Source organism: Paenibacillus sp. GCM10027629, from assembly GCF_042676425.1.
Taxonomy (GTDB): domain Bacteria; phylum Bacillota; class Bacilli; order Paenibacillales; family Paenibacillaceae; genus Paenibacillus_K; species Paenibacillus_K terrigena.
The window spans coordinates 1,048,900-1,072,031 of the sequence record NZ_JBHTGZ010000003.1; the positions used below are offsets into that span (position 1 = coordinate 1,048,900).

The 23,132-nt window shown below is 40.5% G+C and carries 27 protein-coding genes; 26 read left to right on the forward strand and 1 reads right to left on the reverse strand.

Features of this window, described 5'->3' with window-relative positions:
* Nucleotides 1–2 precede the first annotated feature (2 nt).
* The 19 genes from ACFQZR_RS05365 to kynA all read left to right on the forward strand — a co-directional run bounded on the left by ACFQZR_RS05365 (nucleotide 3) and on the right by kynA (nucleotide 14,623).
* Complete coding sequence (locus ACFQZR_RS05365; protein WP_379343529.1) at nucleotides 3–1,832, forward strand: ABC transporter ATP-binding protein; 1,830 nt, start codon at nucleotides 3–5, stop codon at nucleotides 1,830–1,832.
* A gap of 193 nt (nucleotides 1,833–2,025) precedes the next feature.
* Nucleotides 2,026–2,358, forward strand: coding sequence for a hypothetical protein (locus tag ACFQZR_RS05370; RefSeq protein ID WP_379343531.1), 333 nt, complete (start codon nucleotides 2,026–2,028; stop codon nucleotides 2,356–2,358).
* A 239-nt stretch (nucleotides 2,359–2,597) separates the two neighbouring features.
* Nucleotides 2,598–2,999, forward strand: coding sequence for a GNAT family N-acetyltransferase (locus tag ACFQZR_RS05375; RefSeq protein WP_379343533.1), 402 nt, complete (start codon nucleotides 2,598–2,600; stop codon nucleotides 2,997–2,999).
* Nucleotides 3,000–3,277: 278 nt separating this feature from the next.
* A complete protein-coding gene (locus ACFQZR_RS05380; protein WP_379343535.1) occupies nucleotides 3,278–3,682 on the forward strand; it encodes a hypothetical protein in 405 nt (134 codons plus the stop codon).
* Nucleotides 3,683–3,736: 54 nt separating this feature from the next.
* The gene (locus ACFQZR_RS05385; protein WP_379343537.1) at nucleotides 3,737–3,937 is read left to right on the forward strand and encodes a hypothetical protein; all 201 of its coding nucleotides are present in this window, start codon (nucleotides 3,737–3,739) and stop codon (nucleotides 3,935–3,937) included.
* 71 nt (nucleotides 3,938–4,008) lie between these two features.
* Entirely contained in the window at nucleotides 4,009–4,731 is a 723-nt protein-coding gene (locus tag ACFQZR_RS05390) for a hypothetical protein (RefSeq protein WP_379343539.1), read from the forward strand.
* Between the two features lie 235 nt (nucleotides 4,732–4,966).
* Nucleotides 4,967–5,368 carry a ribonuclease E inhibitor RraB gene (locus ACFQZR_RS05395; RefSeq protein WP_379343541.1) on the forward strand — a complete coding sequence of 134 codons (402 nt, stop codon included), beginning with the start codon at nucleotides 4,967–4,969 and terminating at the stop codon, nucleotides 5,366–5,368.
* A 273-nt stretch (nucleotides 5,369–5,641) separates the two neighbouring features.
* Nucleotides 5,642–6,196: a hypothetical protein gene (locus ACFQZR_RS05400; RefSeq protein WP_379343543.1), complete on the forward strand. Its 555-nt coding sequence runs from the start codon at nucleotides 5,642–5,644 to the stop codon at nucleotides 6,194–6,196.
* 236 nt (nucleotides 6,197–6,432) lie between these two features.
* Nucleotides 6,433–6,735 carry a hypothetical protein gene (locus ACFQZR_RS05405; protein ID WP_379343545.1) on the forward strand — a complete coding sequence of 101 codons (303 nt, stop codon included), beginning with the start codon at nucleotides 6,433–6,435 and terminating at the stop codon, nucleotides 6,733–6,735.
* 146 nt (nucleotides 6,736–6,881) lie between these two features.
* Entirely contained in the window at nucleotides 6,882–7,295 is a 414-nt protein-coding gene (locus ACFQZR_RS05410; RefSeq protein ID WP_379343547.1) for a hypothetical protein, read from the forward strand.
* A gap of 293 nt (nucleotides 7,296–7,588) precedes the next feature.
* Nucleotides 7,589–7,831, forward strand: a complete 243-nt coding sequence (locus ACFQZR_RS05415; protein WP_379343549.1) for a hypothetical protein — start codon at nucleotides 7,589–7,591, stop codon at nucleotides 7,829–7,831.
* 51 nt (nucleotides 7,832–7,882) lie between these two features.
* Nucleotides 7,883–8,056: an aspartyl protease family protein gene (locus ACFQZR_RS05420; protein ID WP_379343551.1), complete on the forward strand. Its 174-nt coding sequence runs from the start codon at nucleotides 7,883–7,885 to the stop codon at nucleotides 8,054–8,056.
* A 412-nt stretch (nucleotides 8,057–8,468) separates the two neighbouring features.
* A complete protein-coding gene (locus ACFQZR_RS05425; RefSeq protein ID WP_379343553.1) occupies nucleotides 8,469–8,951 on the forward strand; it encodes a hypothetical protein in 483 nt (160 codons plus the stop codon).
* Nucleotides 8,952–9,239: 288 nt separating this feature from the next.
* Nucleotides 9,240–9,971 (forward strand): RDD family protein, encoded by a 732-nt coding sequence (locus tag ACFQZR_RS05430; protein WP_379343555.1) that lies wholly within the window; start codon nucleotides 9,240–9,242, stop codon nucleotides 9,969–9,971.
* 222 nt (nucleotides 9,972–10,193) lie between these two features.
* Nucleotides 10,194–10,622 carry a hypothetical protein gene (locus ACFQZR_RS05435; RefSeq protein ID WP_379343557.1) on the forward strand — a complete coding sequence of 143 codons (429 nt, stop codon included), beginning with the start codon at nucleotides 10,194–10,196 and terminating at the stop codon, nucleotides 10,620–10,622.
* Between the two features lie 345 nt (nucleotides 10,623–10,967).
* The gene (locus tag ACFQZR_RS05440; RefSeq protein WP_379343559.1) at nucleotides 10,968–11,501 is read left to right on the forward strand and encodes an STM3941 family protein; all 534 of its coding nucleotides are present in this window, start codon (nucleotides 10,968–10,970) and stop codon (nucleotides 11,499–11,501) included.
* A gap of 271 nt (nucleotides 11,502–11,772) precedes the next feature.
* Nucleotides 11,773–13,059 carry a kynureninase gene (kynU, locus tag ACFQZR_RS05445; RefSeq protein ID WP_379343560.1) on the forward strand — a complete coding sequence of 429 codons (1,287 nt, stop codon included), beginning with the start codon at nucleotides 11,773–11,775 and terminating at the stop codon, nucleotides 13,057–13,059.
* 45 nt (nucleotides 13,060–13,104) lie between these two features.
* Nucleotides 13,105–13,728 (forward strand): arylformamidase, encoded by a 624-nt coding sequence (kynB, locus tag ACFQZR_RS05450; protein ID WP_379343562.1) that lies wholly within the window; start codon nucleotides 13,105–13,107, stop codon nucleotides 13,726–13,728.
* Between the two features lie 37 nt (nucleotides 13,729–13,765).
* Complete coding sequence (gene kynA / locus ACFQZR_RS05455) at nucleotides 13,766–14,623, forward strand: tryptophan 2,3-dioxygenase (RefSeq protein ID WP_379343565.1); 858 nt, start codon at nucleotides 13,766–13,768, stop codon at nucleotides 14,621–14,623.
* Nucleotides 14,624–14,701: 78 nt separating this feature from the next.
* Here kynA and ACFQZR_RS05460 read toward each other — a convergent pair whose 3' ends face one another.
* Complete coding sequence (locus ACFQZR_RS05460) at nucleotides 14,702–14,974, reverse strand: helix-turn-helix domain-containing protein (protein WP_379343567.1); 273 nt, start codon at nucleotides 14,972–14,974, stop codon at nucleotides 14,702–14,704.
* A gap of 743 nt (nucleotides 14,975–15,717) precedes the next feature.
* On the opposite strand from ACFQZR_RS05460, the gene ACFQZR_RS05465 reads away from it, so the two are divergent.
* From ACFQZR_RS05465 to ACFQZR_RS05495, 7 genes are all read left to right on the forward strand, one after another.
* On the forward strand, nucleotides 15,718–16,098 hold the full coding sequence (locus tag ACFQZR_RS05465; protein WP_379343569.1) for a VOC family protein: 381 nt from the start codon (nucleotides 15,718–15,720) through the stop codon (nucleotides 16,096–16,098).
* Between the two features lie 85 nt (nucleotides 16,099–16,183).
* Complete coding sequence (locus tag ACFQZR_RS05470; RefSeq protein WP_379343571.1) at nucleotides 16,184–17,161, forward strand: serine hydrolase domain-containing protein; 978 nt, start codon at nucleotides 16,184–16,186, stop codon at nucleotides 17,159–17,161.
* Between the two features lie 278 nt (nucleotides 17,162–17,439).
* Nucleotides 17,440–18,165, forward strand: coding sequence for a response regulator (locus tag ACFQZR_RS05475; protein ID WP_379343573.1), 726 nt, complete (start codon nucleotides 17,440–17,442; stop codon nucleotides 18,163–18,165).
* Complete coding sequence (locus ACFQZR_RS05480; protein WP_379343576.1) at nucleotides 18,162–19,262, forward strand: sensor histidine kinase; 1,101 nt, start codon at nucleotides 18,162–18,164, stop codon at nucleotides 19,260–19,262. Before ACFQZR_RS05475 ends, ACFQZR_RS05480 begins: the two co-directional genes overlap by 4 nt.
* Nucleotides 19,263–19,382: 120 nt before the next feature.
* Entirely contained in the window at nucleotides 19,383–20,159 is a 777-nt protein-coding gene (locus tag ACFQZR_RS05485; protein WP_379343578.1) for an ABC transporter ATP-binding protein, read from the forward strand.
* On the forward strand, nucleotides 20,134–21,489 hold the full coding sequence (locus tag ACFQZR_RS05490) for an FtsX-like permease family protein (RefSeq protein ID WP_379343580.1): 1,356 nt from the start codon (nucleotides 20,134–20,136) through the stop codon (nucleotides 21,487–21,489). The genes ACFQZR_RS05485 and ACFQZR_RS05490 overlap by 26 nt, the downstream gene beginning before the upstream one ends.
* Nucleotides 21,486–22,988: a serine hydrolase domain-containing protein gene (locus tag ACFQZR_RS05495; RefSeq protein ID WP_379343582.1), complete on the forward strand. Its 1,503-nt coding sequence runs from the start codon at nucleotides 21,486–21,488 to the stop codon at nucleotides 22,986–22,988. Before ACFQZR_RS05490 ends, ACFQZR_RS05495 begins: the two co-directional genes overlap by 4 nt.
* Nucleotides 22,989–23,132: the final 144 nt, after the last annotated feature.

Consider the following 23,132-nt stretch of genomic DNA (forward strand, 5'->3'; position numbering starts at 1 on the left):
CTATGAAGGATAATGTTCGAACCAATATTGTCAGCAGCATCTTTCAATTGATGAGTCGAGTTTGGCGTCGAATGCCTATTATAGCATCGGGCTGGCTAAGTATTCCGATCCTACTCGGTGTTCTGATTATACCGGGATACGCCGCACAAAGGGCATTGATTGATGTATTTATACATGGCGACATAGAGCGGTCATGGATGGATGTGTGGCTGCTCGCATGGCCGCCGCTGGCTATTTTCACAGGAATATCGTTATTGCGTGTAGCACTCACTGCAATTCAAAATATCGTCGATGTTAAATTCCAAGACCGTGCGACGATGCAAGTGCAAGCGGAAGTGTATGAGCGGGCTTCGCGTGTTTCCTTGGAGCAACTGGAGCAGGCGGATTACTATAATAGACTCCAACGAGCAAAGGGAGTTGCTGGAACAGATTTGTTCGGTGTGCTCCAACAGCTTATTTTTCTATTACGATTGGGGTTCGAATTCATCGGGTTGATGATTGTGGGGTGGCTAGCTGATCCTGTAATAGGAATTGTATTCGTCATCATCTTCGGTTTGTCTTTTGCGGTCCGCCTGGAGTCAGACATTGTCGTGCGCCGCGTGAATCGTGATTTGACGTTCTCCGGCAGGCAGTCTGATTACTTAAATGATGTTCTGTCTCGGCCAGATACCGTGAAGGAACTGCGTATCTTTGGTTCAATCGATTATTTGATCGGGAAATGGTATGGGTTGATGGGAGCGTCACTAGCCACGCGGATGAATGCACGCCGTAGAGAAATTAAACATGGGATCTTCGTATCATCCATACAGATTGTGGGGCTCATCGGAGTATTGATCTGGATGGTGATGCAGATGAAATCGGGCGGGTTTACTGCCGGGAGCTTTGTTGTTGTTTTCTTGGCACTTCGCCAAGCTTATGGAATCTCGGGACGAATGGCGTTCCCCGTTAGCAAGATCATAAATCAAGGATCTAAAATCTATGATTTAGTTACATTTCTACGAGAGGAAGCGGGATTTAAGCATGAGAACGAGAAGGAGAATAGGGAAAGAGTAAGGGACGGGATGGAGGTACCTAGCGGGAAGGCGAGAATCAGCTTTGATCATGTGACATATTCATACCTAAATGCCAATAAACCTGTGCTGAGTGATATTCATCTGACTTTGCATCCTGGTGAGATTGTGGCTTTAGTTGGCGAAAATGGTGCAGGTAAATCTACATTGGTTCGACTCTTGTTAGGTCTCTATCAACCGACGCGTGGGAAAATGCTATGGGATGGCAAGGATTATAAGGAGTTGGATGCAAATTTCTTACACGGCTCGATGTCTGCGGTTTTTCAAGATTTTGTTCGGTATGAGACGACAGTGCGTGATAATGTGGCCTTTGGATGCGTGAAGGATGCTGATGAAGATGAAGTACGTCGTGCCTTACAAAAGAGCGGTGCTGCGGATCTGGTCAACATGTCGGGTGGCATTGACGCTCAAGTAGGTTTGCTCGCATCCGGTGGTCATGATCTAAGTGGCGGACAATGGCAGCGCCTTGCACTTGCAAGAGCGGCAGTACGGGATACTCCGCTTCTAGTACTCGACGAGCCGACTGCTGCGATCGATCCGCAGTATGAGATGAATCTCTATCATTCTTTTCGAAAAATGGCGCAAGGTAAAACGGTACTTCTCGTCTCCCATCGGCTCGGCTGGGCGCGTTATGCGGATCGGATCGTCGTGCTTAAGGAGGGGCGCATTGTTGAAGAGGGGACGCATGAAAAATTAGTAGGTAGGGATGGAGAATATGCTAGGATGTTTCGAGCGCAGGCTGAATGGTATCGCGGGGCTTAGTGTTGAAGTCAAGGAAATTGAAATCTTCGATTTGCAAACACATGCTTGTCACTATGCACCTTGACAGGGGTTATGTGGTAAAATGTGTAAGAGTGATGGGGGTTCGCGAATATAGCTTAAGTTGTAAGTAATGCGAAGTTCGTGAATATATTGTTAAGTGAAATTGCTGAAACATTTAAGAGCGAGGTGAAGAATGAGTAAATCAATTAATAAATATCTCTTTTATACCGGACTGGGATTGTTAGTTGCATTTATTGTAATCATCATAGCAATCAACATTAACAAGAGTGATGGACAGTATAGACTGACTGTTTATAATAGTTTACAAGGGAATATTGGAAAACAAATCGAAGGGCTGAAAGACCGGAACCATGAAATAAATTATATCTCCTATAATGACTTTGATGGACGCATTAAATTGAGTTCTGATTGCTATGTACTAAAAGATCGGAAAAGCAATGAAATTATATTAATTACTGACAAAGTCGACGAAATAAATATACTACTAGAATCAGGAAAAGAATAATAACGATTTTGTAAGAGTCTCAAGGAAGTCAGCAACTTCACATAACAACGTATCTACGCTGCGTCGCTAATGCTCCTTGGTCTGCCCGAGGATTTTCGAATGAAGTGGAATCAGGCAGACAACCCTGCACCACCTCCGCGCCGCGGCCAGTTGCTAACGCTCTTTTAAGGTGGTGAGGGTTCGTAGATACAAGAACGTTGTATGAAATATCCGAATCATAGTATTTTAGGGGGTTATTCATGGTAACGGTAAAATTACATATAGAGAAACCTATCTTACCATCTCAACTAAGGAATCTTTATCAAGGTGCTGGTTGGTGGCCCGATCGGAATGAGGATGGAATTATACAATTACTTACTTGTGGTGGTGCAGTAGGAGCATGGGAAGATGATGTATTGGTTGGTTTCTGTAGATCTATTTCAGACGGAATATATCGAGCTTATGTAGAAGATGTTGTTGTATTAAGTACTTACAGAAATAAAGGAACAGGAAAATTAATGATTGATAGGCTTTTAAATGAATTAAAAGATATTGATGTTATTAGTTTGTTTTGTAAAGATGATTTGGCTGGTTTTTACGAAGTATCAGGATTTAAAGGGACAAAACAAATTGTAATGCACTATAAGAAACAAGGAATTTGAAAGTCGAGCCGAAGAGGCCGGATACTTCATATAACAATACATTCACGCATCAAGCCTTCGGCTCTCGGTCCCCGAGAAGGATTTGGCAGAGGAGCGGAGTCAGGGGACAACCCTGCGAACCTAATCGCGTTGCGACCGCCCCTTTGGGGCTTAAGGTTCTTGGGTTCGTGAATGCCTAACGTTATAGGAAATCAGCGTATACACAATAAATAAAAATTTGTTAAAACTCTATTAATTATTTGAATTACAAATCTAAAATATCAATCGAGGTAAAACTAATGAGTCTAATCTACAAAGGAATCGAAACAGTTGATCCAATCGAAAGAATGAAACAACATGAACTCACGAAGTCATTATGGCAGAAACTAAATGAAATGAGCATTAAGACAGGAAATAAAGGACGAATAACTGGCTATATAGTTTCAAATTCACTTGAAGATCTATTGGAATTAAAAAAACAATATCAAGATGATTTTGAAGCAACTATCTTTAATGATGAAGAAGATTCAACACAAATAATACAAATAAAAACTCCAATAAGTAGATTGAGTTTGGAGGCACTTATAGAGTTGGCGGATATATTAATGATTTCTGCAGTGGAATTTAATGCAAAATTCAATGGACTTGAGTTGGATATTAATGAAGTCAAGAAATTAAATGCACCTTGGTGGAAGTTTTGGTGATTAGTATAAATAAATATTAGTAATTCGAAGAGGGCGCTGACATCCTATAACACCATGTTCACGCTTCGGGCCATTCGGCCCTCGGTCCGGCCGAAGTTAGATGTGGATTCGAGGATGCAATTGGCAGCAGCAGAGAAGCAGATTCAGCCGGACACATCCGCACCGACTAAGCGCATCGCGCCCGGCGACTTTGTCGCCTTAAGTCGGTGGGACGTCGCGAATACGGGTTCGTTAGGTGAAATTAATGCAAAATAATATTAAACTCAGGAATCTCAGAGTTGTCTTTCGAGGAGGATTAATTTGTTAATCAAGGTCGTTTGTTCAGAATGCAGGACGAAGGAAACGAAGAAACTAATTATATAGAGTTAGCAGACGATATTTATTACTCTTTTGAATGTAAGCATGGGCATAGAAAAAATATTATACTCCAAGAAAGAAATTTTGAGATTTTATTCGAGCTAGGATCACTAGCATTAATAGAAGGATTTACACGTGAAGCAGTTTCAAGTTTTGCGGCATCATTGGAGCGGTTCTATGAGTTTGTAGTATTTGTCATACTATTACATCATAAAGTAGAATGGGACGAAATGAAAAAAATGTGGAAGCCTCTTGAGAATCAGTCTGAAAGACAAATTGGGGCATTTAAGACGGCATTTACTTTAAATTTTTTAACTAGTCCACCATCAATCGAGGATAAGAAATATGTCTTTTCGGCATTTGGTAGAAAAGTAAATGCGACTGAATTTAGAAACAAAGTTATACAGGGTCGAATACCTAAATATGAAGAAGTATTAGGATATGGAGAATCAGTTAAGCATTATATCTCTGATATTTTGAAATTACTTTATACTGAAGAATATAATGATACTCATTTGTTGATGACAAGAATTATTCGGAATTCTATAAATTTTGTTGATGCGCCAATTATTATATATAGTTTACCCACGATTATGAAGTGGACAATTCCAGATAATTTAGATCAAACTAGTCTAGCAGAAGATCTAGAGACTCTAAAAAAACATAAAGAGCATTGGATAATTAGACCATAATCTTGAGAGTTGTTTCGAGAATAGCATTAACTTCACCTAACATCGTATCTACGCTGCGGGATATGCCCTTGGTTCGCAAGATGAGGGGAGCGGAGAAGAGGATTCAGCGAACAACCCTGCGAGGCTAAGTCCGTCGGACCCAGTCGCTGAGCTCCTTTAAGCCTTTCGGGTTCGTAGATACCAGAACGTTATCTGAAATCGAGGAAATTAATGAAAGAATAACGGAGGTGTTGCAATGAGGCAATTGAGTTTACTTTTAATAATGATTTTATGCCTTTCTGGATGCACACTGGATGATAATGAAAATAATAATTATGAGATGTCTTCTCAAGCTGATAAAGATAACTTAGAGAACTTAAAAAAGTCAGGAGTCGACTTTAACAAAGAACAACTTGTAGATTTTCAAATATCAGTTGATTCAGAAAATAACGGCATAAAGATAAATGAAAAAATGGCGAACAAAGGTTATAAATGCACTCTTCAGAAAGATTATGAAGGGGATCGTTGGACCTCAGAGTGTTCAAAAGAAATAATTTTAGAATTTGACACCATAGTAAATATTCAAGAAGAAATAAATAAAATATCAGAACCATATAATGGATTTTCAGATGGTTGGGGTATGATAGTTAAACCATAATAAAATTGCTGTATGTCAGCAGTTCGAAGAAGCCTCGACTTCAGATAACACCATTTCACGCTTCGGGGCATTCGCCCCTCGGTCCGGCCGGAGTTCGATGCATTTCGATGAGGTATTTCGGAGTACAGAGAAGTGGAATCAGCCGGACACACCCGTACCACCTAACCGCATCGCGGCCGCCCTTCGAGCTTAAGGTGGTTGGACGTCGTGAATACAATAACGTTATCTGAAATAACTACAATATATTAAAAACCTGAAAAAGAGGAAGTTCAAATGAGTTATGATCTAACAGTACATTTGAAGTGTTTAAATGATAGTATAATTCCGAAATGGCTAGCTGAGATTACGAAATTTAATATGGATATTGATGTACATCCCGATTTTTCTTTTAGTAATCACTCTGGGTTTCTTCCCTTTAGGTTCGTTGTCTATGATTGTCCGAATATTACTTTAAATAATAATGAACTGATGTCAGGATATGAATTGTATGTTAGTCCATATCAATGGAGAAATGAAAAGAAGTCCATCTTTTCGAAATTATTTAGAAAACAAAAAGAAGTTTCAGAAATTGAAAGTAAATTAATAGATGCTGATACCGAAGTTACCTTTAATATTAGCGCACAGGATAGTTTTGAATATAGATTGGGTTGGTATTCTGCTGCATCGTTAGCAAAAGTATGTAATGGTGTATTAACTGACTTGCAAGAAGGGGTTCATCTTGACGGAGAACAAGCAATAAAACACGCATACGTGAAGGTTATAGAAGATGAAAAATTACTTATAGGATCTGAATGGAAAATACATAAATCTAAAGATTGGCTGGGGTAATTCGAGGAGTCAGTTCCATCAGATAACATCGCATTCAACGCTGCGGGCCGCATGCGACCCTTGGTCCACCGGAGTGGGGCAGGAAGCGAACTCTGTGGACACATACCACCGCCTAACTGCCGCAAGCGGCAGCCGGTTCCTGACGGAACCTTAAGGTGCTAGGACTTCGTGAATGCGGGAACGTTATACGAAACCGGTGAAGAACTTATTATGTAAGTAATTCTTGAGGTGAATAAGTGAATAATAGAAAAATTAATAATATCTTTTTCATTTTAGGTGGAATTCCACTAGCACTATATCCTTTTGTAATAATTGCAGACATAATGCTACTAGCCGCAGAATCTAATCCTCAAAGTGTATATGTAAAGGTATTGGCGTATCTATTTTTAATTTTAAGTAGTACATATTTATTGACTTATCTGGCTTGCCTATTTGTGTATTCGGGTTCAGGGGAAAAGAAGAGAATATTATCAATAATTCCGTTAATGCAATTATTATTTACAGTTATAGTTTGTTTTATTTGGAGTTTAATAGACTAATAATAAAAACACATAAGGAAATAAACACGTTTGGTTGGCATTATCAAGGAAGTCACAGGCATCGTCTAACACCATGTTCATGCATCGGCGGACAAGCCGCCTCGATCCGGCAGGAGTCCGATGAGGATTCAGAGAAGGGATCGGCAGTGGCGGGGAAGTGGATTCAGCCGGACACATCCAACTCCCTAACCGCATCGCGGCCGCCCTTCGGGATTAAGAAAGTTGGACGTCGTGAACACATAAACGTTAGACGAAATTATTGTGGAGGAAAAATGAATAAAAGAGACAGACTAAAAGATAAACACTTTCAAGTGATAATCAATAATAAGAGAGTTAGAATACTAAATTACAAAATCGAAGCTACCATTGATGATTCGACAGATAAAGAAGTAATAATTTTAACTCTAATTACAAAGCTCTACAGTGAAGTATTCAAAGACAAAGAAATACAAATACAAATCAAAAAAAACGAATCGAACCTAATACTAAAGGGACATTATAAAGGTGCATTATTACAACCAGGACTAAAAAGATATATTTACAATATTGATAACGAATAGAATTGTTTCGCAAGTATTTCAAGGATGACAATGACTTCGTCTAACACAGTATCTACGCTGCGGGCTTCGCCCTTGGTTAGCAAGAAGCGAAAAGCAGAGAAGTGGATTCAGCGAACAACCCTGCAAGGCTAAGTGGCAGAGCCACCCAGTCGCTGACGCTTCTTTAAGCCTTTCGGGCTCGTAGATACACAAACGTTATTGAAATTCTATCTAATGATGTATTCAATCTATAAATTACAAAATCTATGATATAATTTAAGTGATTATAAAAGACGTTTGGAGGGATCAAACGCATGAAATGGCAAGAAGTAAGAGAAATATATCCTAACCAATTTGTTAAGTTTGAAATTATGGAATCAGAACTTCGGGAAGATCAAGAAATCGTTGAGGAGGTAGCTGTAATCGGACCAATACGGGATGAAGAAGCAACCAATGAATTATTAAAGAGTAAAGATAATACAATTATCTATCATACATCGAAAGATCGAGTTGTCATTAAGATTCGTAATCGTAACGTGTTAAGGCGAGCACATTAATGAAGCTTGAGTACCGTGATGGATTATTATTTACTTCAATTCTAATTAGCTATGAAGGCAAGACTAAATAATATTGTCATTGATACGGGAGCAAGTCATACGTTAATATCGCAAGATGAAGTTGATGATATTGGTGTTCGAGTGTCGGCAGAAGATCAGATCGTAACGAGTTATGGCATTGGTGGCAAAGAACATGCTTTTATAAAGAAGATTGAAAGTGTTTAAGTCGGGGATTTTATAATGAATGATGTTGCAATAGATTTCACCTCATTTAAATATGAAGATATACTAATGAAGGCTAAATTTAACATAGACCTGAACAGCTTGGAATTCCGTCTGCAATAAGATGATATTGCAGATTTTTTTTGTAGGAGAAATCGGAGAAGAAATAGAACTTCACATAACACCGTACCTACCCTACGGGAGTCAAGCCCCCTTGGTCTGCCGAAGGTTTTCAAGGAGGCGGATTCACAGCCAGCCCTGCACTGCCTAACCGCGTCGCGGCCGGGGTATGTGATGGCAATAAAAGAAGTATAGCATATCGTGGAAAAGATAAATAACTTTATAGAGCAACACTAGTCAGACCAAAAAGCGGCTACTGGTGGTTGAGCTTAACCTTAGAAAGGTCGGAAATTAAGTGGTCGTGTACTGGCTAAGTTTATTGTTATTCTCTTCACTCGGAAGTTTTATTTTCTGGATTTTCCTTTACAAAATTGTATGGGAATCTTGGAGAACTCGAAAAATTAATCAAGGAAAAAAGAGAAAGAAAAAGGTTATCAAGCGGACGTTTTTCGGCAAAGTGAAACATGTTATCGGTTATGGATTATCTTACGTTTTCATGTTAGTTATATTTATTGGCATACCTATCTTCTGTTTCTACGCTGCAGTTCCGACTTGGTTAGACCTACCGGTTGTACTTACAGGTAACTATGCCGAGATGACAGGTCATTTGACTAAAAGTACAACTGTTGAGATGTCAGGTAAGTCATGGGGTTACCCATATTATGCTTATATGGATGGAGAATTCTTTAATTCTCTAGTATCGCTTGATTATTTTGAGGATCAAATAATTACTGTGTATTATCTACCTCACACGAAAGTAATTGTGGACACGCTGTAACCACTCTTAGCGAACGTCTATTTTTGATGAATTTTGAGAGGGAGCAGATTAGAAGACCGTAAAGAAAACCATAATTAGGACTAAACATGAAGAGTGTAGTAGAAAAATAAGACAAGAACTAAAACAGCAGATAACACAATATTCACGAGCATACGCCCTAGGTCCAGCAGAAGTTAGAAGTTTATTCGGTGAAGAATTGGCAACAGCAGAAAAGTGGTGAGGGTTCGTAGATACCAACGTTATACAAAAGATCATATAAGTACTTAAAACACAAAGGACGGAAGGCATTTGGAACAATTACCAAAATCATTGTTAGTTAGAAGATTTGGAGCTTTTTTTATCGATCACTTTATTATTGTGTTTTTTATTGTGATGTCTTTTTTCTTAGTTATTGATCCAAGCGAAAATGAGATATCCTCAATGTTGATCAGAATAATATTATTGATAGTTTGCGCATTTGTCTTATATGGTTGCAAAGATATCGTGAATGGAAGAAGCATGGGGAAAAGATTTTTCGGACTTGCCGTTCGAGATAATAATCAAGAACTACCTTCAACAAGTAAATTAATAATTAGAAATCTTTTTACGTTCCTTTGGCCAATCGAACTTATAGCAATATTGATAAGCAAACAGAAAAGGAAAATTGGTGATCGTTTAGTAAATACAGATGTATATTCAGTCAAGAATAATAAGAATATTTTGGGGATAGCTTTATCGATTACTTCCATAGTTGTTTTCTTTGTTTGCATTATGTTTTTTGGAATACTACAAATTATAAAGCGGGATGAATCCTATTTAATTGCAACAGATTTTATTAAGTCAAGTTCTGAAATCAAGGAAATAGTAGGAAATGAAATTACATTGGGATACTTTCCAAGTGGTGCAATAAATTATGAGAATGGATATGGAAATTCGGATTTAACGATTAAAGTAAAAGGTAAAAAAGGAACAACATTAGTTCATATTATTTTAAGTAAAGAACCAAATAGAGACTGGGGAATTGAAAGTATTGATTATTAGTAAGTTGGTTCAGAGAAGCATGATCCTTCGTATAAACACCATATCTACGCTGCGGGCTATGCCCTTGGTTCGCATGAAGTGATAAGCAAGGAAGATAATTCAGCTCACAACCCTGCGAGGCTAAGTCCGTTGGACCCGGTCGCTGTCTTAAGCATCTCGGGCTCGAAGATACAAGAACATTTATCCGAAAGTAATGCTTGAATTTTAGGAGGTTGTTCGAGGATGGATGTATTAAAGGAACTTGGTATTAATATATTTGGTGTTATTATAGGTGGATTAATAGCATATAAAATTGCAAGATGGCAATTTGAAGCTAATGAAATATTAGAAAGTCGAAATAATCAAGTCCTACTTAGGGAGAACATTGACCGAATTAGAAAAGAATTAAGAAAGAATCTTGGAATAGTTATTGAACTTAAAGGGGTACTTGATAAGAGTAATAATTCAAGAGTTGAGATACTAGAATGGGGAATGACATATGTTGATTCATTCTCTTTTTTCGCATTCAAACATTTAAGTAATTCGCACCTAAATACACTTCTTCCAACATCGTTGGAAAGATATATTTTTGATTCCTATAACGAATTGGAGAATTTAAAGAACTGGTATAAACAAACATCGAAGGCACATAATTTCAATCTCGGATTTTAAGGATCCCAAGAAGCTGCAAATAATGAGTTTTCAACTATTAAGACGAATTTAAATCAAATTAGAAATAAACTAGAATCTAATATCAAGCAAATTGAAGAATTTAAAGTGTAGCAAATTCAGAGAGGGCATTACCTTCGGATAACACAATCACGCTTCGTTCCAGACTGCCCTCGGTCCGCGAGGAGCGATCGCCAGAGAAGAGAATTCTGCGGACACATCCGCACCGACTAACCGCATCGCGGCCGGCTCCTGACGGAGCCTTAAGTCGGTGGGACATCGTGAATACATTTACGTTATCTGAAAGTTTGGCAATCACTAAAAATCCAAATCTAGAAGGGACCATTTATGAGTACTACTTATAAACTGAAATTAAAGAATAATCTTATAATCGTTGCAATAATGACACCTATAATCATTTTTTTTACATTTATTTTAATTTATGAAGAAGGATTTAGTAACCAATTGATTTCATCTCTATTTATATGTTTTTTCTGTCCTTTCGTTGGTGTCTCCCTTAAAACATTATTAAGTAATAAGCCTGGTCTGATCATTGATCATGAAGGTATATTTAACCGATCAGGCATACCAGTCATTGGTTTTATTCCTTGGGAAGATGTAGAGAGCATTCAATGGAAAGGGCCGTGGCTTTGTGTATTTACATCAAATAATGAAAAATATATTACTGGCAATATAATTTCAAAGTTAATGAAACGGTATAATACTAAGCATTTAGGAACGCCAATTTTTATTAATTTTCAAAATTTAGTTTTGGATGATATTGAAATACTTATGGATCAACTATATTCAGCTATGGAAGAGCATATTGAGAAGAGCAGATTATCTATGGGTGAGGGCGCTGTAGGTCAATCCTTCAGATAACATCTTATTCACGCTTCGGGCCATTCGCCCTCGGTCCGCCCGAGGCGTTTTTGGAGAAGTGGATCCAGGCGGACACGCCCGCACCGGCTAAGTACGCAAGCGCACCCGGCAGCTTCGCTGCGTTAAGCCGGTAGGACATCGTGAATACAAGAAACGTTTTCGGAAATCAGTGCAATTTAAGAACCCAAAAACCATTATATTGACGACATCTACTATTTTAAGTAAGATTAGCACGATTCTATCTTGTTCAATATTCCACAAGGAGGGCTTTATGTCCAGAGAACCCTATCATTACTCCAAAGAATATGCTCGGCAGCTTGACAAAGAAGATGAGCTGGCACGTTTTCGAGATGAATTTTATATGAATTCGGAATCAATCTATCTTGATGGCAACTCATTAGGACTGTTATCCAGACGTGCTGAACGAACAATGTTGGAAGTAGTTGATGCTTGGAAAACACAAGGAATAGATGGCTGGTTACGGGGCGAATACCCTTGGTTTTATCTTTCGGAAAAATTAGCAGCCTTAAGTGCCCCGTTAGTTGGCGGATCAGAAGATGAGATCATATTGACTGGTTCTACAACAACGAATTTACATCAGCTTGTAGCGACTTTTTATAAGCCTGAGGGTGTCAGAACTAAGATTATGGCGGATGAATTGAATTTTCCATCTGATATTTATGCCCTACAAAGTCAATTGCAATTGCATGGATACGACCCGTCTCAACATTTGATTCAAGTAAAAAGTCGTGATCGGCGTACAATTGAAGAAGATGATATCGTTGCGGCCATGACGGATGAAGTAGCACTGATCATCTTGCCGACAGTTCTCTATCGAAGTGGACAATTGCTCGATATAGAGCGTTTAACGGCCGAAGCTCATGCACGAGGAATCCTCATTGGCTTTGACGGCTGTCATTCTGTAGGAGCAATTCCTCATCACCTGAGCAAATGGAATGTTGATTTTGCATATTGGTGCAACTACAAGTATCTGAACAGCGGGCCGGGCGGTGTAGGCAGCTTATACGTAAATCGTAAACACTTCGGTCGCTCACCAGGCTTGGCAGGATGGTTTGGTTCACGGAAAGACAAGCAATTTGACATGGAGCACAATTTTGTTCCGGCGGAGACGGCTGGCGCTTTTCAAATTGGCACACCGCATATCTTAAGTATGGCTCCATTAATTGGATCTTTGGAAATATTCGCAGAGGCTAGTATAGAAAAGCTACGAAAAAAGTCCTTGAATATCACAGCATATATGATGGATTTAATTGAACAAGAATTGGTCGGAATGGGCTTTACAATCGGGAATCCAAAAGATGATCTGCGTAGAGGGGGACATATCTGTTTAGAGCATGAGGAAGCAGCCCGGATTTGCAAATCACTAAAGGAAAATAGGATTATACCCGATTTCAGAGCTCCGAACATCATTCGTCTTGCTCCCGTTGCACTCTATACGACTTATTATGAAGTGTGGGATACTGTGCAACGATTGAAAACAATTATGGTTGAAAAGCAGTACGAGCAATTCGAGAATACACGCGACGTAGTCGCTTAACCAGTGATCAGCAGTGGACAAACCATTTGTTGAAAGGAAATGATTATGACAATTTTTGATATCTCTCGACCATTGAAAACAGGAGTTCCGACTTGGCCTGGAGATACGCCCTTCTCTTACGAGGTCAGTTGGACAAAAGAACAAAGCGGATCGGTAAATGTAGGGAAACTGACGATGAGTATCCATACGGGTACGCATATAGATGCTCCGTTCCATTTTGAAAATGAAGGCCGGAAGGTCATGGAACTAGATCTAGAGCTGTACATCGGACTAGCGAGAGTTATTGACGTCTCGGGTAAATCGAGTATCGGCGCAAAGGATTTGAAGGAGTATGATTTAGATGGTGTCGCTCGATTACTGCTTCGTACAAATTCTTGGTCAAATCAAGAGGATTTTCCCACGGAGATCGCCTATCTGCGAGCAGATCTAGGACCTTATCTAGCGGAAAAGGGAATTCGGCTCATCGGTGTGGATGTACCCTCAGTTGATCCACTCGATAGCAAAGAGTTGTCTGCCCATCATGCCTTGCATGCACATGACATTCATATTTTGGAAGGGATCTTTCTGGAGCACATTGAGCCTGGTGATTTTGAATTGATAGCGCTTCCCCTTCCGCTTGTTGAGGCAGACGGAAGTCCTGTTAGGGCCGTTCTTCGCCGCTTGAAATAGGATAAGTCATACACCATCCATATTAGGAGTGAATAACATGTCCAATTCAGAGAAACACGAACAATCACAGTCAAATGCAACAGAGTCTACCATTCATCGCGACTTTTCAAAAGAGATGTCCTATGGAGACTATCTTCAACTCGATAAAGTGTTATCCAGTCAGCAACGGCTATCTGGGCATCACGATGAAATGCTGTTTATCATCATCCATCAAGCCAGCGAACTTTGGATGAAGTTGATTTTGCACGAATTGGAAGCAGCTCGTCTTCTCATTCAGCAAAATAATTTGGAGCCGGCCTTCAAAATGCTAGCTCGCGTCTCTAGAATTCAGCAGCAATTAATCCAATCCTGGGATGTTTTGTCGACATTGACTCCTGCTGAGTACATGGAATTCCGGAACAGCCTAGGCCGATCATCCGGGTTTCAGTCGTTCCAAAATCGACTTATCGAATTCATGCTGGGGGGCAAGCAAACCAAGGTACTGACTGTTTATGAGCATCAGCCGGAGCTCCATCAACAATTGAGTCAATCACTTCACGAACCCAGCCTCTACGATGCTGCGATCATGGCTCTTTCTTTGAGAGGCTTAGAGGTCGATATGCAGTATTTGAAGCGGGATTGGTCACAGGAATACAAGGAAAATGCCAGTGTCAAAGCCGCATGGTTGACGGTGTATCAAGACGTTGAACGCTATTGGGATCTGTATGAACTTGCGGAAAAGTTGGTTGACATCGACAGCCGTCATCAGCAATGGCGGTTCAATCACATGGTGACGGTTGAACGGATTATCGGATTTAAGCCGGGGACTGGAGGCTCAGCAGGTGTTGAATATTTAAAGCACGTAGTTGCGCAACGTTTTTTCCCTGAATTATGGAGTCTCCGCACAGATCTGTAAGCTACAAATACATGAAAACAAATGCAGCCTGACCTCTATGAAGAGGCAGGCTGCATTTGTTTGACGGGAAGCAGGAAGTTAAAGTATCTGTGTAAGTTCTGAAATATTTATGATTTCTCTAAGCTTATCAATATCTGTAATATGAATGGGGCTGCGATTAGAGAAAGCAAAGAGTCGTAGATGCTTCCACTTTTGAAGTATTTTATTTATTGTAATCCGGGATGTGCCAATGTAGCGGAGATCCAGGCGTGAAGCTCGACAATGGCTGGAAAGTATCCTCCATGACACGGAGCCACTGTTCGACTGAAGCAGCTCAGCAACTGTAAGTAAATCAGCCGGACACGTCTGCACCGACTAACTACATCGCGGCCAGCTCCTGACGTCACCTAAAGTCGGTGGAACGTCGTAAATACGTATAAGTTATATGAAAGAGATATAGGATCATAAAAAACTATAAATCCATGAGAACACTTGTGCGCAGTTGGAAATACTGGTAAAATATAGATAACAATTGAATCTTGGGTGGGCATGGTTTCCCTTCAAAGGGACTTGCACTTTTAACTTACATTAACAATAACAACAAGAAAAAGTAAAATCCCACCCAATGGTTGACTGCCGAAGGTGGGATTTTATTCCGTTAAGACTTAGAAGGGAATATACCATCCAAGCCAATTGTACTGACCAAGTGTTCGTAGCACTTGGTCTTTAATAAATATATATTAACACACTTGAAAACATGTATCAAAACAGAAATTGAATGAACGAAATTAATATTAAAGAACACACTTCTAAAGTAAACTCGAAGAAGACATCTCCATCATATAACACCATTTTCCTGATGCGGGGTATAAATTCCTTGGTCTGCCCGAGACTTTTTTGAAGGAGTATAATCAGGGAAACAACCCTATGAGACTAAGTGGTGAAGCCACCCTAGTCGCTGGCTCTTCCTTAAGCTTCTCGGGTTCGTGAATACAATAACGTTAAAGTATTGGTGGAGATGAGATTGATTTTTTTGAAGGTTTTTCGAGATTTGAAGACAGCCCTGAAAGCTCGAAGGATGATTCTAAATTAAATGTAAAGGGAGATTGATAAAAATGATTCAACAATTTATTGAAGGTATTGAGTATACCGAAATACCAGTTTCTGATTTGGATCAAGCAATAGACTGGTACTGTAATAAGCTGGGCGCCAAACTTGGGATCAGAAATGATGAATTGGCATACGTGGATTTTTCGATAGGGCCAAGCTTATTTTTAGTGAAAACAAATGATCAAACCACTTCTACATTTCTAGTAAATGGAAAAGATCATTATACAATCGGGTTTAGAGTAAAGGATATTGAAGGATTCTATCATTATTTATTAGAACTGGGAGCTGAGGTAAGTGAGATAATTGATGAAGGAAATATTGGTAAGTTCTTTACCTTCTATGATCCTTTCCGGAATATGTTCGATGTTCATCAACCGGCTCAATAAGAAGAATCAGAGACAAGTTAATTGTGGAGCGATTTCGAAGTTAATGTGATGGAACATTTTAATTTCATTATTGAGGTGGGAAATTATGAAAGAATTAGAGGCGTTAATCGATAAGTATGATAAAGAAAATTACTTAAGCGGAGCGATTTTGATAGCTAAGGACGGTAAGATTTTATTTGAGAAGGCATATGGTAAAGCTAGTATTCAACTTGATGTGCCAAATACAGTAGATACCAAATTCCATATTGCCTCCGTAACAAAAATGTTTATTGCGGCAGCAATTTTAAAACTACAAGAGCAGGATTTAGTCCAACTTCATGAGAAGCCTGGTACCTATATAGAAGAATTTAAAGCTCTTCATCCGAACATAACTGTTCATCATTTGTTAACCCATTCGTCAGGACTCCATGATATCTATGGTGTTCCTAATTTACGATTTGAAATGACTAAACTAAACATAGAGAAGGGCTGTTTTCTTACATATTTAGCGATACAAGATCAATTATATCCACCTGGTGAAAGATGGCATTATAGTAGTACTGGTTTTTTAATTTTAGGTTATATCGTAGAGAAAGTAACGGGTCTACCATTTGATAAAGCGTTGAATCAACTTTTCTTAGATCCGTTAGACATGCTAAATACTGGTCCTGATAATCCTCGTACAATTCATGATGGTCGAGCTTATGGTCATTCTAAAGAAAATGAAAAATACATAAATGCAGATAACGATAAGTTAAGTGAAGTTGATGCGCCTCGAGAATTATTTTCTACCGTTCGAGACTTAAATAAGTGGTGCGATGCCTTATTAAATGGCATTTTATCTCAAGAATCAATAGACAAGATGTTCAGACCATATCTCAGTGTAAGCTTTGATCCAACTCTTAAGTATGGATATGGATGGTTTTTAGGGGATCATTTTCGATTAATTGGTGGTGGAACACCTGGGTTTAGGTCGGAGATTTGGCAATTTCCAGATGAGAAGGTAAATGTAATCATGCTTTGGAACTACGAAAAAGTAGATTCTCACAAACTGTTTCATACGATAAATGATTTCATTGTTTAATTGAAGTAGTGACATTGGATTTAACATCCAAATAGATGCGATAGCTATTAAAAAAGAGACTGAGCAGATTCGAAATGAATAATAGAAACTATAGATATTCGATCAATATTCTCAAATAAAACAATAACCTAATGAACCTCCGCGTAAAACGCGGTTTTTTTATTGCTATTATCTTTATGATGTCCTTGTCGAAATGTCTCGAATGCCCTTTATTCTAGTCTCTCAACAATCTGCTATACTATTAGTTGGCTAACACGGAGAACTCGAGGAGGAATCTTATGTACCGGATTTTTATTGTAGAGGACGATCATAAAATTAGCGCTGTCCTAAAGCGGAATATAGAGAAGTATGGATTTGAAGCATCGTGTGTATCGCAATTTCGCGACATTATGCCGGAGATTGCAGCCTATGAACCACATTTGATCATGCTTGACATTAACCTGCCGTACTTCGACGGCTATTATTGGTGTAGACAAATACGAACTAAGTCCAATGTACCGATCATTTTCATTTCTGCTCGAGCGGGTGAGATGGATCAAGTGATGGCTATCGATCATGGCGGCGATGATTATATCACCAAACCGATTCACTTAGACCTCCTAATCGCTAAGGTGAGAAGTGTACTAAGGAGAGTGTATGGGGATTATTCGGCTTCAACCGGTCTTGCCCCATCACCAGAGAACGAGTTAAATGTACAAGGCTTGCGGCTGAATCTAAGCCGCAATGAACTCATATGGCAAAATCGTAAAACCCAGATATCGAAAAATGAACAGTTATTGGCTGAATGCTTCATACATCAGTATGGTAAAACCGTATCGCGGGACCAGCTGCTGGAGACGTTGTGGGACAATGCACAGTTTGTCGATGACAACACGTTGACTGTTAATGTTGCAAGATTGCGGAAGAAGCTGGAGGAGCTGGGTTTGCCGAATGCGATCGCAACGGTACGAGGGTTGGGATATAAATTGCTCCTCGAAGAAGGGGAGGAGGAAGTGAACGCATGAGATGGTTGTTGGCAGCTTTGTTCATTCGTGACCGACTAATTTATGTCGTAACTGGCCTTGTTATTATCGGGATTGGCGCCTGTTTAATGTTGCTGGAAAATGCTCGAAACCCTGGATTAATGGAGCCAAGCACGATTACGTATTTTGTAGCTGCGGGTGCTCTTTTGGGGGTGCTTGGTCTTACGGTTGACTATATCCGGCAGCGTCCGTATTACACACAGCTTAGAAAAGCCATTGATCGGTCTGATGAATTACAGGTTAACGCGATCAATCATTCTGCCGTCACGAGGGAGCAGCAGCTCGTTGCACGTTTGTTCGATCGACAGAACAGCGCTTATCTGAATAAGCTTGGCACATACCGCCGTCAGCAGGAGCTTCATAATCATTTTGTACTGCAATGGGTGCATCATATGAAGACACCTTTATCGGTGATCGATTTGCTCTTGCAAGAGACGCTGAAGCAGATGCCTTCTACGGAGGAGGAACAGAAAGTCCTCATCCTTAGCTTGCATGAAGAGTCTGATCGAATGACGAGAGGTCTAGAAATGCTGCTACATACCGCGCGCCTCGACAAGTTCGAAATGGATCTTCATCTCAAAAAAACGCCGCTTCACGATATCATTCGCGATGTTCTAATCGCTCATAAACGCCTATGTATTCGTCATACCGTCATACCGCAATTTCACGGTGAATTATGGCCAGAAACGGATAAGAAGTGGATGACCGTCGTAATCAATCAAATCGTCAGTAACGCGATCAAATACAGCAAGGATAAGCAGGGTATGAAACACCTTATTTTCCATTTGGAGCAGCAGGCAACAAGCAGCACGCTTAGTGTAACCGATGAGGGAAGCGGGATCGTGCCGCAAGATTTGCCGCGAATATTCGATCCTTTCTTCACGGGTGAGAATGGTCAATCTGCAGGGGAATCGACGGGAATGGGACTGTATTTGGCCAAGCAGATTTGCAACAGGCTCGGTCACAAATTGTCCGTAACGTCGGAATGGGGTGTTGGAACCACATTTACGATCACATTTGAACCTCATGGCATACACATTCTTGGTGACAAGACTGGAAAGGATCTTCACGCTTTGTGACAACCTTGTCATGTTCGGAGCGTGATTTTTGTTATGTAAATCGATGGGTTCGGAGATCGTTGCCCGCTATACTAAACGTTGTAAAGATAAACAGACTGGAGCGGGAGGAGGAATCGAACGATGAGTGTGCTTACAGCGCAAGGGCTTAGTAAAATTTACAATTCCAAAGGGAATATCGTATGTACAGCATTAGATGACATTGACTTGCATATTGAAGATGGCGAATTTGTCGGTGTGATGGGTCCGTCGGGAAGCGGGAAGACGACATTGCTTCATCTGCTGGCTGCCATGGATCGTCCAACATCTGGCCGAATTGAAATTAACGGTATCGATCCGAGCAAGCTGAGTGATAAAAAATTAGCGCTCTTCAGAAGGCGTGAGCTTGGTTTCATTTTTCAGGATTTCAATTTACTGGAAGCGTTGACCATTAAGGAAAACATTATATTGCCGCTCGTGTTGGAAGGGGCGGATCCGATATTGATCGAAGAGAGACTGCGTCCGCTTGCGGAATGGCTGCAGATAGCTCCTCTGTTGAAGAAGCGTACCTATGAAGTATCAGGTGGTCAGAAGCAGCGGGCGGCGATAGCACGGGCTCTAATTAATGCTCCGTCGTTAGTGCTCGCGGATGAGTTGACCGGTAACTTGGATTCGAAATCGGCCAAGGATGTGATGGAGTCGCTCAAGGCGTTGAATGAACGACTGAAGGCAACGGTGTTAATGGTGACGCACGACCCGTTCTCAGCGAGCTATTGCCAGCGCATCGTGTTCATTAAAGACGGCAGAATCTTCTCGGAAATCCGGCGCGGCTCCAATCGACAAGCATTTTTTCAACAAATATTAGACGTGCTGAGTGTGCTGGGAGGGAATTTCAATGACGTTCCGTTCGCTCGCGCTTAGCAACATTCGAGGAAATTGGCGGTCTTACAGTGCATTTTTTATGAGCAGCGTGTTTTCCGTCATGATCTTCTATATGTATGCTGCGTTTATTGCACACCCCGACCTGACGAGCGGTCATATGATCGGGACTTCGCAAGTAAGACAGGGAATGTTGTTCTGCCAATATATTATCGTTATTTTCTCGTTTCTGTTCGTGTTGTACTCTAATGCCGCCTTTCTGAAATCGAGAAGGAAAGAATTCGGGCTGTTATCCCTATTCGGAATGACCCGTATGCAGCTACGGCAACTTATCATCTTTGAAAACACAGTTATCGCGGTCATGGCGATCGGTGGAGGTATCGGTCTAGGGGTATTATTCAGCAAACCTTTCTTTATGGCACTCGCCGTTCTACTAGGAATGAGCGATCCCATTGCGGTTGCTATACCACTTCATGCGCTATGGTTAACGGCTAGCGGCTTCTTCATGCTGTTCACACTCATCACAATCGGAACGGCTATGCGAGTAGGCCGATCGGAAATTGTTGATTTACTTATGCCAGCAAGTACCTCCAAGAAGGAGACTGCTTATTCGCCATGGCTTGCCTTGCTTGCAATCGCTTGTATTACAGCGGCTTATAGCATGGCTCTCATATTAAATGTTAAGAACTTCAGTTTACTCGCAGGGTTCATCTTGCTTACGGCAATAACCGGAACGTATCTGTTGTTCACGCAGTTCAGTGTCTTGCTGCTGCGCTACTTGAAAAGAAATACAAGAGTCTACTACAATCGAACGAATTTGATCGTATTGGCCCAACTTGGTCATAAGCTGAAGGACAATGCACGAATGCTGTTTATGGTATCGATATTGAGTACTGTTATTTTAACGGCATCCGGTACGATTTACATGTTAGGTCTTGCGGTGCAGTTAGATGATATAAAGACGCAATATGCTGATCCGCAAGGACTCATTTCACTTACGATGTTTATTGGTGTGTTCATTAGCTTGCTGTTCTTCATCGCATCCGGCAGCATGATTTACTTCAAATTGTTTACCGAGCTGCAGGAAGATCAAATGCAGTATAAGGCGATTACCCGAATCGGAATGACGCCATCCGAACTTCGCAAAATCGTCGTTACTCAAGTCGGTGTTCTGTTCTTCGCGCCTTGCCTCGTCGGCATAGTGCATGCGCTGATCGCACTCAAAGCGCTGAATAATCTGCTCATGGTATCCAATTGGATCTATTCGTTCGTTATCATCGGCATTTATTTGGCCATGCATACAATTTACTTCCTTGTGGCCTGCAACAGCTACATGAAGAGCATAAATTTAACCAAGGAGAATCGGGAATGAAATCATCTATAAAACTGGGAATGATCATGATTGCTATGATTCTGGTAGTTAGCGGGTTTTCGCCAATCATAGCTAACGCAGACGCTAGCAATAAAATAGAGAAAATTGAACAATTTGTTCAAGAGCAAAAAAATATTAGTAAAATTCCAGGGATCTCGCTAGTCATTGTGGAGAAGGGAAAAACGGTCTATCAGAAAAGCTTCGGTTACGCTGATGTGAAGACGAAAAAACCAGTGACCGATGAAACGCTATTCGAGATCGGATCAACATCCAAAGCATTTACGGGATTAGCTATTTTGCAATTGGAAAAGGAAGGGTTGTTAGAACTATCGGATGATGTCCAGAAGTATATCCCTTGGTTGAAATTGACCTACAACGGAGAAGCGCAGACCATTACCCTGAATCAACTTCTTCATCATACCAGCGGAATCGCTTCGAAATCGATCACACGTATTCCTGAGAGCAATGCAGATAACGCCCTTGAGCTGACAGTAAAAACACTGCTGGATCAACCCTTAAACCGTAAGCCAGGCAGCTCTTTGGAATACGCAACAATCAATTACGATATCTTGGGACTCGTGATCGAGAAAGTAACCAAGAAGCCATATGATATGTACATGAAGCAGCATGTTTTAGAGCCGATCGGCATGCATGATTCATTCGTTGGACGACATCAAGTAAGTCAATCCGCAGAGGTGGCAACTGGTTATAAAATCGGGTTTATGAAAGAACAGGCCTATACAGCACCCATTTACCGGGGGAATATCCCGGCTGGGTACATAGTCAGCAACACGAATGATATTGCGAAATGGATGAATTTACAGTTAAGTAACGATCCAAGCCATGCTATCGATAATCAGGTCATTCAAGCATCACATATGCCTGATCAATCCATCGCCCCATTCGATAAGGATACCTACTATGCCAGCGGCTGGGCAATCATGAAGAAGCACGACAAACCGTATATTTATCACGCTGGAGAGAACCCGAATTTTACCTCGTATTTCATCATGCAGCCGGATGAGCAGGTAGGCGTTGCTATATTATCCAATATGAATACGAGTTTTACGAGAGCTATAGGTCAAGGTGTGATGGAGTTGTGGGAGGGGAATAAGGTAACCAATAATCATACCGATGGTTATCAAAAGATGGATTACATTGTGAGCATCGTATGCATCGTCGGTGGCGGTTTGGGTGTATTGTTCATCCTATTCACGCTAGTCATTGTGAGAAATCTGGCTTATAAGCAACGGATATGGACATCTTTAAACGTCAAAAGGAGTCTGTTATTGCTTATTCTTACATTGCTTGTTGCAGCGATCTTGACATTCACGATCAAGGCACCGAAAATCTTTCTTGGAGTGCCATGGACTTTTATTAAAGTATGGGGACCGACGTCCATAACGGCGTTTCTGTATAGCGTCATCGCCTTATGCCTCGTCTTTTATATGTTTGGATTATTACTCATTTTATCGAAGAAGATGAAATTGCCGCGTTGAAGTGTAAACGATCTAAAAGACGCGTGAGCAGGCTAACATCTTGTAAAATAGCAATTCAGAAGAAATGCAGCACCTGCAATTATCATATAATAAGGCTACAGAAGCTAAGAATCGAGGAGGGGGGGGGGGGGGGGGATCCGGTTG